Below are 13,127 nucleotides of genomic sequence, written 5' to 3'. Positions count from 1 at the left end.
CTGCCGCTGAACAACCGGCAGGTTTTTTTTCGCCCGCTGCCGGGCAGGGGCGAACTAAACGGCGTGGCAGGCGACGTGATGGCCTTCGGCGACCTCCCGGAGGTCGGGGACTTCCCGGCGGCAGCGTTCGCTGGCCTGCGGGCAGCGGGAGGAGAAGCGGCAGCCGGGCGGCGGGTTTGACGGGTCAGGGATCTCGCCCTGCATCGCGACCGCCGGTTCGCGCAGCGGATCTAAGGTGGGCACCGCCGCCAGCAGCGCCTGAGTATAGGGATGCAGCGGCCGGGCAAACAGCGCGTCGCGGCTAGCGGTCTCCACCAGCTGTCCGAGATACATCACTGCCACGTCATCGCACAGATGCTCCACCACCCCGAGGTCGTGGGAGATAAACAGGAACGTAACCCCCAGGTCGTCGCGCAGGTCGCAAAAGAGGTTAACGATCTGCGCCTGGATTGAGACGTCCAGCGCTGAGATTGGCTCGTCGGCGATGATGAAATCCGGGTTGAGGATCAGCGCCCTGGCGATGCCGATACGCTGGCGCTGGCCGCCGGAAAATTCGTGCGGAAAACGGTTGTAATGCTGCGGCGCGAGGCCGCAAATCTGCATGACCGCAATAGTTCGGTCATACAGCTCCGCCTTGCTGCACAGTCCGTGCTCCAGCATCGCCTCGCCGATGGCGTCGCCGATGCGAATTCGCGGGTTCAGCGAACTGTAGGGATCCTGAAAGACCAGCTGGATTTTCGGCCGCAGCGCCCGCATCTCGCGCGAAGAGAGCGCGCTGAGCTCGCGGCCGCGATACCTGACGCTGCCCGCGGTTTTCTCATACAGCCCGAGCAGGGTGCGCCCGACGGTGGTTTTGCCGCTGCCGGATTCCCCCACCAGGCCGAAAATGGTCCCCGGACGGATCTTAAAGCTCACGCCGTCCACCGCCCGCAGCTCGCCGGTTTGCTGCCCGAACAGCCCGTCGCGCAGCGGGAAGTACTTTTTAAGCCCTTCGACCTCAATGACGTATTCACTGCTCATGCCACAACCTCCGCGAGCTCAGGATGAAAACAGGCGACCTGCCGGGCGCGGCCCGCCAGCGGCGGTATCCCCTGGCGGCAGCGTTCGCTGGCGCGCGCGCAGCGGTCGGCAAAGGCGCAGTAGGGCGGCAGGGCGGCCAGATCCGGCACCTGGCCGGGGATCGAGTAGAGGCGGCGACGGCGCTCGCCGGGCACCGGACGGGAGGCAATCAGCCCCTGGGTATAGGGGTGCTGCGGGTGGCGTAATATCTCAGCCGTCGGGCCCTGTTCAACAACCCTGCCGGCGTACATCACCACCACGTGCTCTGCCATTTGCGCAATCACGCCGAGGTCGTGGGTGATCAGCATCATCGCCATCCGGCTGGCCCGGGAGCGCTCGCGCAGCAGCTGGAGGATCTGCGCCTGCACGGTGACGTCCAGGGCGGTGGTGGGCTCGTCGGCAATCAGCAGCTGCGGTTCGCAGCTCAGGGCCATCGCGATCATGATGCGCTGCAGCATCCCGCCGGAGAGCTGGTGCGGATAGCTGTTCATCAGGCTCTCCGCCCGCGCCAGGCCGACGTCGCTAATCAGCCGCGTGGCGTGCTGCCAGGCGGCCTTTGCCGATTCTCCGCGATGGCGGATCAGCGGTTCGCACAGCTGCTCGCCGATGGTGAATACCGGATTGAGCGCGCTCATCGGCTCCTGGAAAATCATCGCCAGCCGGTTGCCGCGCAGGTCGGCCATTTTGGCCGCCTTCAGGCGCAGCAGATCCTCGCCGTTGAATAGAATCTCTCCGCCGTCGACGCGCGCCGCCTGGGGAGGCAGCAGGCCCATCAGCGACATGGCGGTGACGCTTTTGCCGCAGCCGGACTCGCCGACGACGCCGACGGTTTGCCCGGCATGAATGGCGAAAGAGACCTCCCGCACCGCCCGCACGCGGTTTTTTTCGCCGGCAAAGGAGACCGAAAGCTGGTTAAAGGTGATTAGCGGCGCGCTCATTTCAGCCTCTGTTTCATTTTGGGGTCCATCGCGTCGCGCAGGCCGTCGCCCAGCACGTTGATGGCGATAACGGTGATAAAAATAGCCAGGCCCGGCGGCATCCACAGCCACGGGCGGCGCTGGAAGTCGATCAGGCTGTTGGCGGCATCCATCATATTGCCCCACGACGGGGTGGGCGGCACCACGCCGAGGCCGAGATAGCTGAGGGCCGATTCGCTCAGAATGGCGTTGGCGACCGCCATCGTCGCCATCACCACCAGAATCGGGATGGTATTCGGCAGCAGATGACCAAACAGGCGGCGGCGCGCCGACAGGCCCAGCACCCGGGTTGCCAGCATAAAGTCGCGCTCGCGCAGCGACAGGCACTGCCCGCGCACCAGCCGGGCCAGCTTCGGCCACTCCAGCAGGCTCAGCATAATGACCACCATGTAGATCCGCGACTCCGGGGAGAAATCGAGCTCCGAGAGCATCGCCCCGGCGACAATCAGCAGCGGCAGGCCGGGAATGGTCATCACCAGATCTGCCAGGCGCATGATCAGCCGGTCGGTCAGGCCGCCGGCATAGCCGGAGACCGCGCCGAGCAGATAGCCCAGGGTGACCGACAGCAGCATGGTCAGGAGGCCGATAATCAGCGAGATCCGCCCGGCCAGCAGCAGGCGGGTATAGACGTCGCGGCCGAGAAAATCGGTACCCAGCCAGTGCTCAGCGCCGGGGGGCTTGTTGAGCATCAGCACGTCGGTGGCGTCATCTTTCCACGGCGACCACAGGGGACCCAGCGCGCACCATGCCGCCATTAGCAGCAGGATGAGCAGGCACAGCATCGCCAGTCGGTTGCGCCGCAGCGCCTGCCAGGCCTGGCGCCAGGGCGATGGCGCGATCTGCGCCAGCGTCGGGATCGTCGCTTTACGCAGGCGACGGTTGGTTGAAAACAGTGAACTGAGCATTATGACCTCACTCGAATTCGCGGGTCGGCCCACGCGTACAGCACGTCGGCAATCAGGTTGCCGAGGATCGTCAGCACCGCCAGAAACAGGGTAAAGCCCATCAGTACCGGGTAGTCGCGGGCGGCCAGCGAGTCGATATGAATATGGCCCGCCCCCGGCCAGTTGAAGACTTTTTCGGTGATGATGGCGCCGGAAAACAGCCCCGGCAGCTCAAAGCCGAGCAGGGTGATAATCGGCAGCAGGGCGTTGCGCAGCGCGTGCCTGAAGATGACCGTGCGTTCGCGCAGCCCCTTGGCGCGGGCGGTACGAATAAAATCCATTTTCACCACCTCGAGCATGCTGGCGCGAAAATAGCGCGTCAGGCTACCGGCCTGCAGCATCACCAGCGCCAGCACCGGCAGCGCCAGATGCGCCGCCACCTGCAGGATATAGGCCCAGCCGCGCTCATCGCTGCCGGTGTTGGTCATGCCCCCCGGCGGCAGCCAGTGCAGATCGACGGCGAACCACTTAATTAGCAGCAGGCAGAGGAAAAAGGTCGGAAAGGACATGGCGGCGAAGACGGCGATGCTGACCAGGTGATCGAACAGCGAGTTGGGCTTCATGGCGGAAACAATCCCCACCGTCAGGCCAATGCCCCAGTAAAAAACCAGCGCGACGCTGGCCAGCAGAAAGGAGTTCCAGACGTACTGGTTGAGCAGCTGGCTGACCGGGATCTGGTACTGCAGCGAGAAGCCCAGGTCGCCGCGCAGCAGCTGGCCGAGCCAGTGCAGGTAGCGGGTGAACAGGGGCTGGTCGAGGCCGTAGATGGCCTTCAGCTCGGCGGCGCGGGCGGCGGTAAGGGTGATATTACCGTCGATAAAGTCGCCCGGGGTTTTAGCGAACAGCATAAAGATGATCAGGGAGGCCAGCAGCAGCATCGGCAGGGTCTGCAGCAGCCGTCTGAGGATAAAATTTCTCATAACATTCTCACGTTCCCCGCCGGTAAACCCCGGCGGGGACGATATTTACCTGGCGATTTTGACGTCCGGCAGGCTGCCGGTCAGACCGTTATAGATATCCGGCTTAAAGCCGCTGACCCTGGCGCTGCTGGCGGAGAGGATCTGGCGGTAGCCGAGGAAGATAACCGGCGGGTCTTCCGCCAGCACTTTGTACAGCTGGTGGTAAATCGGCTTGCGCTGATTCACGTCGAGCACTGCGTTACCTGCGTTAATCAGCTTATCGACCTGCGGATTGTGATAGCCGGACTCTTTCGCCTCGCTGCTGTAGAAGTCCCATACTCCGTCGTGCGGATCGTTCAGCGTGCTGGTGCTGAAGGAGGCCAGATCGTAGTTACCGGATTTGCGCTGGGCCATCAGGGCGTTGAAGTCCACCACCTGCGGCTTCAGCAGGACGCCAATCTGCTGCCAGTTCTCTTTGGCGATGGGGATCAGCGCATCGTTGAGCACCTTCTTACTGACCAGCAGCGTCAGCTCGAGGCGCTTGCCGTCTTTCACCCGGATGCCGTCGGGACCGGGCTTCCAGCCCGCCTCATCAAGCAGCTTTTTCGCCTGTGCCGGGTCGTATTTATACGGGTTAACGCCTTCCGCATTGTAGGCCCAGGAGATCGGGGCGATAGGCTCAATGGCCACCTTGCCGTAGCCCTGATACACCACGTCAATCAGCTTCTGCCGGTCGAGGCCGTAAATCAGCGCCTGGCGCACTTTGACATCCTGCAGCGCCGGGCGACGAACGTTGAATTCAACCTGGCTGTAGTCGCTGGAGCCGTAGAGGTTGATGTTGGCGAAGCCGAGCATTTTCAGCTGTTCGATATCGTCCGGACGCGAGGTAAAGGCGTCATAATCGGTTTCGCCGGTCTGGAACAGCTGGAAGTTGGTGGACGGATTGGTGACGCGATAGATAAAGCGCGGCGTCGGCGGCGTACCGCGATAGTAATGGCTGTTGGCGTGGAAGCGAATCTCCTGGCCCGGGAGATATTTGTCGTAGACGTAAGGGCCGTTGCCCAGCGGCTTGCCGTGCAGCGTGCGCAGATAGTCGAGCTGGCCGCGCTGATATCCCTTGCCGTAGTAAGCTTTGGAGAGCACCGGGCCGCCGATTTTAGCCAGCGTGGTGGCGCCCGGTTCGCTGGTGGTTACCTGCAGCGTCAGCGGATCGATGACCTTCAGGCCGCTAACGCTGTCGGCCGTACCGGCCTTATATTCAGCGCCGCCGGCAATATTGGCGAGCGTAATGTCAGTATCGCCGTCGTATTTGGGGTCCAGCAGCACGGTCAGCGTAAAGGCCACGTCTTCGGCGGTGAGCGGCGAGCCGTCGCTGAAGGTCAGATTGGGACGCAGCTTGATGGTGTAGACCTTGTTATCGGCGCTGACGGTCCAGCTTTCGGCCAGCCCCGGCACCAGATTACCGTGGCTGTCCCAGTCAATCAGCCGTGAAAAGATGACGTTGGTGACGTTTTCATCCCAGCCGTTAACGAAGAAGTAGGGGTTAAAGATGCCCTGCGGCTCGGAAATGCCGGCGACCACGGTGTCTTTACGTAGTTTTGCGGCCGCCGGGATCTGGCTGGCATCGGTGGCCGGGGTGATCCCTTCCTGTAAAATATCATCCGCAGTGGCGACAGAAGAAAATGCCACCGCGCCGCTAATGAGCGCGATTTTCAGAGCCAGCGAGAATCGCGAACGTTTGGTTTTTAATCCGGGCAGTAATCTGGACAAAAGTGCTCCCTCATCAAATGATTGCGCTTAAATTTACAATTCATGACGAAAGATAAGAGCCGCACCTCCGGCTGTCTAACAACGAAAGGCTATGGTTTATAGCGAATTAGAATTAGCAATAATGCAGAATTAAAATGCCGGATTTGTGCTAAGGAGTAGTGGTTTCCACCATTTCCTCCGTGCCGAGGGTGAAGCGGTCCGCCACCCAGCCGTGCTGGCGCAGCGCGCCGGGCTCCAGCGGCTGCGCCAGGCGAACCCGAATCTGGCCGATCGTCCGCCCCTGAATATGTTCGCAGCTGCTGGAGAGCAGGCTGGCCTGGTCCCCGAGCAGGCCGGCGATATGCTGTAAATTCGGCTCCCGTCCGCTGCTGCCGTCAAAATGGAGCGTCACCACCTGGCGACCGGCGACCGGCGCCTCCGGCTCGCCGGGACGCGCGTGGTGCAGCGTCCCGGTCATGCTGCGGGTAACCTCGTGCTGTGGGTTGCCAAAAATCTGCCACACTTCGCCCTGTTCAATAATTTTTCCCTGTTCGAGCACCGCCACCCGATCGCACAGCGTACGAATCACGTCCATCTCGTGGGTGATAAGGATAATGGTCAGGCCGAGGCGCCGGTTTATCTCTCTCAGCAGCGCCAGCACGGCGTAGGTATTCTCCGGGTCGAGCGCCGAGGTCGCCTCATCGCACAGCAGAATTTCCGGCTGAGTGACCAGCGCGCGGGCAATACCGGTACGCTGCTTCTGCCCGCCGGAGAGCCTGGCCGGCCAGCTGTCGCGCAGGGCGCTGAGGCCCACCAGCTCAAGCATTTCATCGACCCGCCGCCGCCTTTCGTCCCTGGGAACGCCGGCCATTTTTAGCGGCAGTTCGACGTTCTGTGCCACCGTCTTCGTCGACATCAGATTGAAATGCTGAAAGATCATCGCCACCCGGCGGCGCAGATCCCGCAGCTGGGCGGGTAAATAGCGCCGGGTAGGCTCGCCGTGAATAATGATTTCGCCGCTGTCGGCGCTTTCCAGGCGGTTAAACAGGCGCAGCAGGGTGGATTTCCCGGCGCCGCTGCGCCCGATAATGCCGAAGATTTCGCCCTGGTGAATCGTCAGGTTGATATCCTGCAGCGCCCGAACGCCGTTGGGATAGGCTTTACCGATGTGGGTTAACTCAATATGCGGTACTGCGGTGAGCGCATTGGTCACGGTATTCTCCTCCGTTAGCCAGCAAATGGCGGCAGCGGTAGCGCTGCCGGGTGGATGTCAGCGGTCAGAAACCGGGCAGGATTTTGCCCTTATAGCGGGTGAGGATGAAGTTGCGAACCGCCTCGGAGTGCAGGGCCTTCGCCAGCTTCTGGATCCCCGGATCGTTGATATTGTCGGGGCGGGCCACCAGGTACTCGACGTAAAGATCGCTGCCTTTTTCCACCAGCAGCGCTTTGTCGGTATCAATTCCGGCCTCCAGCGCATAGTTGGCAAAGATAAACGCCAGGTCGACCTGGTTCACCGCCCGCGCCAGCATCGCCCCCTCCAGCTCGCGGATTTTAAAACGGTGCGGGTTGCTGACGATATCCCGGGTGGCCGACTGCGGGTCCTGCGGGTTTTTCAGGGTGATGAGCCCCGCGTTGCTGAGCATCACCAGCGCGCGGCCGGTATTGACCGGATCGTTGGGGATGGCGATAGTGGCGCCGTCCGGTACCTCTTTAATCGATTTGTATTTACTGGAGTAGGCGCCAAACGGTTCGATATGCACGCCCACCACCGGCAGCAGATTGGTGTGCCGCGTCTGATTGTAGTTATCGAGGAACGGCCGGTACTGGTAGTAGTTGGCGTCGAGATTTTTTTCCGCCAGCTGCTGGTTAGGCTGAATAAAGTCGTTGAAGACTTTGATTTTTAAATCGACCCCTTCTTTCGCCAGCACCGGTTTGACGAATTCGAGGATCTCCGCGTGCGGGACCGGCGTGGCGCCGACGGTCAGCGTTTCGTTGGCGGCGGCCGATAAAGAGAACAGGGCCAGCAGCCCGGCGGCGATAAGCGTTTTTTTCATCATCTTTTCCTTTAATGTTTGCGCGACGGATGCCCGTCAACCGGCTGTGGCAGCGGGAAGAGGGCGGGCATCCTTTATTTACGGCTTATCGACCGCACGAGGCGGTCGCCGCTCATTTGTAATATCTGCACCAGGGCAATCAGCAGCAGCACGGTGACGACCATAACGTCGGTCTGAAAGCGCTGATAGCCAAAGCGGATCGCCAGGTCTCCGAGGCCGCCGCCGCCAATTACGCCCGCCATCGAGGTGTAGTCCACCAGCAGAATGGCGGTGACGGTCACCGCGGCAACCAGCCCCGAGCGCGACTCGGGCAGCAGGGTGTGCCAGATCAGCTGCCAGGTGTTGCCGCCCATCGACCAGCTGGCCTCCACCAACCCGTGATCCACTTCGCGCAGCGCCGTTTCGACCAGCCGGGCGAAGAAGGGCGCGCAGCCGACGACCAGCGGCGGAATGGTGCCCTGTACCCCCAGCGAGGTGCCGGTGATGAAGGTAGTCACCGGGATCATCACGATCAGCAAAATGATAAACGGCAGCGAGCGCAGCACGTTGACGGCCAGCGACAGCAGGCGGTAAAGCCGCGGGGCGTGCAGCAGCCGGGGCTGGCCGGTCAGGTAGAGCACGATCCCCAGCGGCAGGCCAATCAGGACGGTAAAGCCCAGCGACCAGCCCAGCATCGTCAGGGTATCGATAGCGGCCTGCGCCACGTCGTTCCAGTCGATTTCGGCAAAAAATTCCAGCACCGTCGCCACCCTAGTTCCAGTCGTGGCGCTGAGGGCGCACGCCGTTCAGCACCCAGTTGCCCAGCAGCTGATACTTCCAGCGCACCGGATCGTGCAGGGTATGGACGCGCGCGTTGCGCCAGTGGCGATCGAGGTTATTGCCGCTGGCGGCGGCGCGGGTGCCGCTGAGCTCAAACAGGCGGCTGGCGGCCTCCAGCGCCACTTCGGTGGTGAAGACCTTCGCGCGGGCGACGGCAACCGAAGCCAGCGCCACGTTCTCCTCGTTGAGCGCATTGCGGTAGCGATCGAGGGTTTTACCCGCCCGCTCCAGCAGCGCCTCGGCGGCGGCCAGCCGGCTGTCGATCTGCCCGATATGGTAGATGGTGAGCGGGTCGTCGCCGGCGCGATCTACCCCGGCGTCAATCCACGGCCGGGAGAATTCGCGCACGAAGGCCACCGTGTCGTTGAGGGCCGCCCGGGCGATGCCGGCATCGATGGCGGCGGTGGTGAGCTGCGCGAAGGGCCCGGCGAGGGTTGGCGTGGCGTAGGATTGCCACGTCGGAAACAGATGGAACGGCTCGACCGCCAGATCCTCGGCCAGCACCGTCCCGCTGGCGGTGTTGCGCTGGCCGAGGCAGGCCCAGTCGTCGACCACGGTCAGCCCCGCGCTGTCGCGAGGGACAAAGGCCAGCTGCGCGTTGTCGTCGGCGTCCAGCGCCAGAATGCCGATCCAGTGGGCGTAGAGGGAGCCGGTGCAGTAGCCTTTGCGGCCGTTGATATAGAGACCCTCCGGGCGCACCTCCAGCCGGGTGCGGATGTCGAGAACCGTTTCACCCCCGGTTTCCGAGAGGGCGTTGGCAAAACGGTGCCCCTGCAGGACGAGGTTAAAGAAGAAGGCGCGCTGCTCATCGCTGCCCTGCAGGCGAATATCCTCCAGCAGGCAGTAGTGGTTCTGCGGGATTTGCCCCAGCGACGGGTCGGCGGCGGAGATAATGGCGATAACCTCCGCCAGCGTAGCGGCAGAGACCTCGGCCCCGCCCCAGCGGCGCGGCACCGTAATGCCCCACAGCCCGCTGTTGGAAAAGGTATCGACGATTTCGGGGGGCACGACGCCGCTGCGGTCGCGCTCGGCGGCGCCGGGCCGCAGCACCAGCGCTATCTCATGGGCGATGGCCACCGCCTCTTCATCGCTGCTGATAACGTGCGCCTGCGGGGCGAAACGGGTGTAACTAACCGGCTGTGTGCTTTCTGGCATGCTGATCCCATCCTGATTACCGTGCTATATGCAAAAAATAGATAACTAAATAATCTATAATTCCAATGAGTTATATAATCAGTTAGCAAAGGCTGTGCCAGAAAAGTTATTTTTTATTTTATTAAAAATCAATGAGTTACTTTTTTGTCCCGCGAGGGAGATGCTGCAAATGCGGCGGCGCTGAATGCGGGCTGCTGCATTTGCGACAGCCGGCGCGCGTTCGGCTTGCCGAAGACCTCGTTGTGTAGTCTGATATATAGCGAAAATAATAATGAAGGGGATCTGAAGTGAAGCTATTTATGTTCTACGTTGGCGGCAATGCGGGAAAATCGAACATTGAAGTGCACGATATTCAGTTTGTGGTGGCGGAAAAGCCGGAGGATGCCTGGCCCGCTCTGCGCGCGGCGTGGTTCGGCGATGCCGATAAAATTCATATCGATGGCTACAGCCAGATTACCTGGGCGGATGGCTACGACGTGGTATTAGCGAAGCAGCCCCCGGCGGCCGACGTCAGGCTGTTCTTTGTGAATGCCGGGGGCTATCGGCCGGATACGCTGGCGGAACTGCACGAGTTTGACCTTTTCGCGGCGCGGGACGCGCGGGAAGCGAAAGAGAAGGCGCTGCGCACGCTGCTGCGGGGCGTGGATCAGCAGCATAAAGATAATCTCAAAGAGGTTGATGACTGCCTGCTGCTGGATAAGGTGGGCGACTGGTATCTGCACCTGACGCCCAACGCGGCGGGAACGGCGGCGAAACCTGAATGGCAGGGCTACCAGCCGATCGGGCGCTAGCCCCGCGCCGAAGCCGCTGAGGGTCATCAGCGGGGGGATAGCGTTTCAGGGCAGCGGCCGCCATAGCGCGTCCGGATCGGCAAACCCCGCTTCCACCTCGGCGAAGAAGCGGCTGGCGTGCAGGCCGTCAACGAAGGCGTGGTTGAACTTACCCGCTACCGGTATTACGCCGTTTTTCAGTTTGCCCCAGGTGAGGGCGGGCACCGCGGCGCCGACGTAATATTCGGCATGGGTGATGGCGCTGAAATGCAGCCACGGCAGGCAGCTGGCGCAGAAGAAGTGCTCCCCGTTGACGATAAGCGGCGCCGGATCGGTGGTTTTTGCCGCCTCAATGTTCGGCGTTGCCGCCTGGCTGAAGGCGGCAAAATCGGCGGCGCCGTCGCACCACACCTGGCGAAACCCCTCCTGAGCGGTCATCACCGGCGTCATCACTGCTATCTCATCGTATTCAATAATCTCGTCGCCCAGCATCCGCTGTTTGAGCTCAGGAATAGCGTTGGCCGCCCGCAGCAGGGCGTAGAGCGCCAGCTGGAAAAAGGAGACCTGCCGGTCTTTGGCGCATTCGTACAGCCGTTGCGCTTCAAGCGGTACGCAGAGGTTAAAGCTGGGGTTGGCAAATGTGCGATAAAATTCGAAATGCTCTCGGCGATGCCAGGTTTCTCTGTCGATAACGTGGTAGGCGGGCACGGCGCGCTCCTGGTTGGTTCGGATGTCAGAGACGACTATGCGACGATTTCAATCAGATTGCCATCGGGGTCTTTGATCACCGCCTCATAGTAGCCGTCGCCGGTGGTACGCGGCGGCGAGACTAAAATACCCTGCGCGTCGGCGCGCTGCGCCAGTAAATCAACTTTTGCTGCTCCGCCCACCGCAATGGCCAGGTGCACCCAGCCGGTGTGGTTATTATCCGGCGTCCCTGCGCTGAGCCCCGGCTTGGTCATCAGCTCGATGGCAATATTGTCGCCGATCTTCACAAAGTAGGAGGCAAAGCCGTGATTAGTCTGGCTGCAGTACTTATCGTTAATCTCGCCGGCAAAGAAGTCGACCCAGAAGCGGGCCTGCTGCTCAAGCTGACGGGTCCAAAGCGCGATATGGGCTACTTTCATGGTGAATATCTCCTGACGCGTGTTGACAGAGGGAGAGCAGATGCATGATCATGCTCACTAATGCTCGATTACTCAATTAAAAGGATGTTACATGCTCGATTATGCAGCATTCCCTCAGCAGCGACAAGCGCTCATTTGCCAGATCCTGCAGGAGAACGGCAGGGTGGTTTGCGCCGAACTGGCGACCAGGCTGAACGTCTCGGAACACACAATTCGTCGTGATTTACATGAGCTTAGCAAAGGTGGTTTTTGCAAAAAGGTCTACGGCGGGGCGGTGATGAACCTGCCGGAGGCCGGTGACTATAGCGAACGCAAAGATAAAAATACGGCAACAAAACTCAGGATCGCGCAGCAATGCGCAAGGCTGGTAAAGCCCGGCGGCTGCATTTTTATCGATACCGGTACCACCAACCTGGCGATGGCCGAGGCCCTACCCGCCGAGCTGGCGCTGACGGTGGTCACCAACTCACCGGAAATTGCCGCCGTGTTGCTAAAAAAACCGCTGTATGACGTGGTTATCCTCGGCGGACAGATTCAGCGGGCATCCGGGGGATGCGTCGGCACCTCGGCGGTTGCGCAGCTGCAGGGGATTCTGTTTGACCAGGGGTTTATCGGCGGCTGCGCGATGGCGCCGGAATCCGGCCTGACGGGATTTGACTACGCGGACTGCGAATTTAAGAAAGCGGTGATCGGGCAGTGTAGCGAAATTATCGTTGGCCTGACGTCTGACAAGATCCCGGCGGTGGCCCGCTTTGTGGTGGTTGAAAGCGGCGCTATCGATGTGCTGGTGGTGGAAGAGAACGTCAGCCGCGAGTATAGCGCCACGTTTCGCGAGCACGACATCCGCATTTATACGGTGTAATCCCCGGCCGGCGTATGCTGAAACCTGCGCTTCCTTTCCCTGGATGCGACAAATTCTCGACGATCTCGTTGCCCGGGCAGGGCGTTTACGCCGCTACCCGGGAAACGGTCTGACTTAGCCCATCGCGCTTTCGCGCAGGCGGGCTTTCAGCTTACTGTACTCATCAATGACGTACCGTTCGGCGGCGCGCTGGTCGGCAATCCGCTCAACGTTAACCGCGCAGTACTTGTACTCCGGCGTTTTGGTTATCGGGCTCAGGTTCTCGGTCACCAGCTCGTTGCAGGCGCCAATCCACCACTGGTAGGTCATATACACCGCCCCCTTATTCGGCCGCTCGCTAACCTGCGCGCGGGTGATGATGCGGCCCTTACGCGAGTTAACCCACACCAGCGCCTCATCCTCGATACCCAGACGCGCGGCGTCGGCGGTATTGATTTGCGCATAGCCCGGCTCGTCCGCCAGCGCCGCCAGCGCCGCACAGTTACCGGTCATCGAGCGGCACGAGTAGTGGCCGACTTCGCGCACCGTTGAGAGCACCATCGGATATTCCGCGGTGAGCCTGTCGATCGGCGCAACCCAGTCGCAGGTGTAGAACTGCGCCAGCCCGTTGGGGGTAGCGAATTTCTCTTTAAACAGATAAGAGGTCCCCTGGTCGGCGGCGGATTCGTCGCGGCACGGCCACATGATGTAGCCCAGCTCGCCCATCTTCTCG

Annotated in this window: 14 protein-coding genes; 2 read left to right on the top strand and 12 right to left on the bottom strand. The window is 61.4% G+C overall.

Features of this window, described 5'->3' with window-relative positions; translation table 11 throughout:
• Window positions 1-54: 54 nt before the first annotated feature.
• The 9 genes from EDF75_RS06780 to EDF75_RS06740 form a co-directional block, all read right to left on the bottom strand.
• Window positions 55-1,020: an ABC transporter ATP-binding protein gene (locus EDF75_RS06780; protein WP_133598060.1), complete on the bottom strand. Its 966-nt coding sequence runs from the start codon at window positions 1,018-1,020 to the stop codon at window positions 55-57.
• Window positions 1,017-1,997, bottom strand: a complete 981-nt coding sequence (locus EDF75_RS06775) for an ABC transporter ATP-binding protein (RefSeq protein WP_133598058.1) — start codon at window positions 1,995-1,997, stop codon at window positions 1,017-1,019. Before EDF75_RS06775 ends, EDF75_RS06780 begins: the two co-directional genes overlap by 4 nt.
• Window positions 1,994-2,941 carry an oligopeptide ABC transporter permease gene (gene opp4C / locus EDF75_RS06770; protein ID WP_166646144.1) on the bottom strand — a complete coding sequence of 316 codons (948 nt, stop codon included), beginning with the start codon at window positions 2,939-2,941 and terminating at the stop codon, window positions 1,994-1,996. The genes EDF75_RS06775 and opp4C overlap by 4 nt, the downstream gene beginning before the upstream one ends.
• Window positions 2,941-3,900 (bottom strand): ABC transporter permease, encoded by a 960-nt coding sequence (locus tag EDF75_RS06765; protein ID WP_133598055.1) that lies wholly within the window; start codon window positions 3,898-3,900, stop codon window positions 2,941-2,943. Before EDF75_RS06765 ends, opp4C begins: the two co-directional genes overlap by 1 nt.
• A gap of 45 nt (window positions 3,901-3,945) precedes the next feature.
• Complete coding sequence (locus EDF75_RS06760) at window positions 3,946-5,649, bottom strand: ABC transporter substrate-binding protein (protein ID WP_133598053.1); 1,704 nt, start codon at window positions 5,647-5,649, stop codon at window positions 3,946-3,948.
• 148 nt (window positions 5,650-5,797) lie between these two features.
• Complete coding sequence (locus EDF75_RS06755) at window positions 5,798-6,841, bottom strand: methionine ABC transporter ATP-binding protein (RefSeq protein WP_133598051.1); 1,044 nt, start codon at window positions 6,839-6,841, stop codon at window positions 5,798-5,800.
• Between the two features lie 64 nt (window positions 6,842-6,905).
• Window positions 6,906-7,682 (bottom strand): MetQ/NlpA family ABC transporter substrate-binding protein, encoded by a 777-nt coding sequence (locus EDF75_RS06750; protein ID WP_133598050.1) that lies wholly within the window; start codon window positions 7,680-7,682, stop codon window positions 6,906-6,908.
• A 74-nt stretch (window positions 7,683-7,756) separates the two neighbouring features.
• Entirely contained in the window at window positions 7,757-8,422 is a 666-nt protein-coding gene (locus EDF75_RS06745; RefSeq protein ID WP_370461189.1) for a methionine ABC transporter permease, read from the bottom strand.
• A gap of 10 nt (window positions 8,423-8,432) precedes the next feature.
• Window positions 8,433-9,656 (bottom strand): SfnB family sulfur acquisition oxidoreductase, encoded by a 1,224-nt coding sequence (locus EDF75_RS06740; protein WP_133598046.1) that lies wholly within the window; start codon window positions 9,654-9,656, stop codon window positions 8,433-8,435.
• A gap of 287 nt (window positions 9,657-9,943) precedes the next feature.
• Between EDF75_RS06740 and EDF75_RS06735 the strand changes: the two genes are divergently transcribed.
• A complete protein-coding gene (locus EDF75_RS06735; protein WP_133598044.1) occupies window positions 9,944-10,447 on the top strand; it encodes a DUF1543 domain-containing protein in 504 nt (167 codons plus the stop codon).
• Window positions 10,448-10,492: 45 nt separating this feature from the next.
• Here the strand turns inward: EDF75_RS06735 and EDF75_RS06730 are convergent, their stop codons facing one another.
• Together EDF75_RS06730 and EDF75_RS06725 are read right to left on the bottom strand one after the other, a co-directional pair.
• Complete coding sequence (locus EDF75_RS06730; protein ID WP_133598042.1) at window positions 10,493-11,134, bottom strand: CatA-like O-acetyltransferase, family 1; 642 nt, start codon at window positions 11,132-11,134, stop codon at window positions 10,493-10,495.
• 35 nt (window positions 11,135-11,169) lie between these two features.
• A complete protein-coding gene (locus EDF75_RS06725) occupies window positions 11,170-11,553 on the bottom strand; it encodes a VOC family protein (protein WP_133598040.1) in 384 nt (127 codons plus the stop codon).
• Between the two features lie 91 nt (window positions 11,554-11,644).
• On the opposite strand from EDF75_RS06725, the gene EDF75_RS06720 reads away from it, so the two are divergent.
• On the top strand, window positions 11,645-12,415 hold the full coding sequence (locus EDF75_RS06720; protein ID WP_133598038.1) for a DeoR/GlpR family DNA-binding transcription regulator: 771 nt from the start codon (window positions 11,645-11,647) through the stop codon (window positions 12,413-12,415).
• A 114-nt stretch (window positions 12,416-12,529) separates the two neighbouring features.
• On the opposite strand, the gene EDF75_RS06715 is transcribed toward EDF75_RS06720, so the two are convergent.
• A partial coding sequence (locus EDF75_RS06715; protein WP_279538253.1) for a molybdopterin oxidoreductase family protein occupies window positions 12,530-13,127 on the bottom strand: 598 nt, incomplete at its 5' end.

The sequence above is a fragment of the Klebsiella sp. BIGb0149 genome, assembly GCF_004362605.1.
Classification (GTDB): domain Bacteria; phylum Pseudomonadota; class Gammaproteobacteria; order Enterobacterales; family Enterobacteriaceae; genus Klebsiella; species Klebsiella terrigena.
Note: the sequence above shows the minus strand (reverse complement) of the source record. Positions and strands in the feature narration are given on the sequence as shown.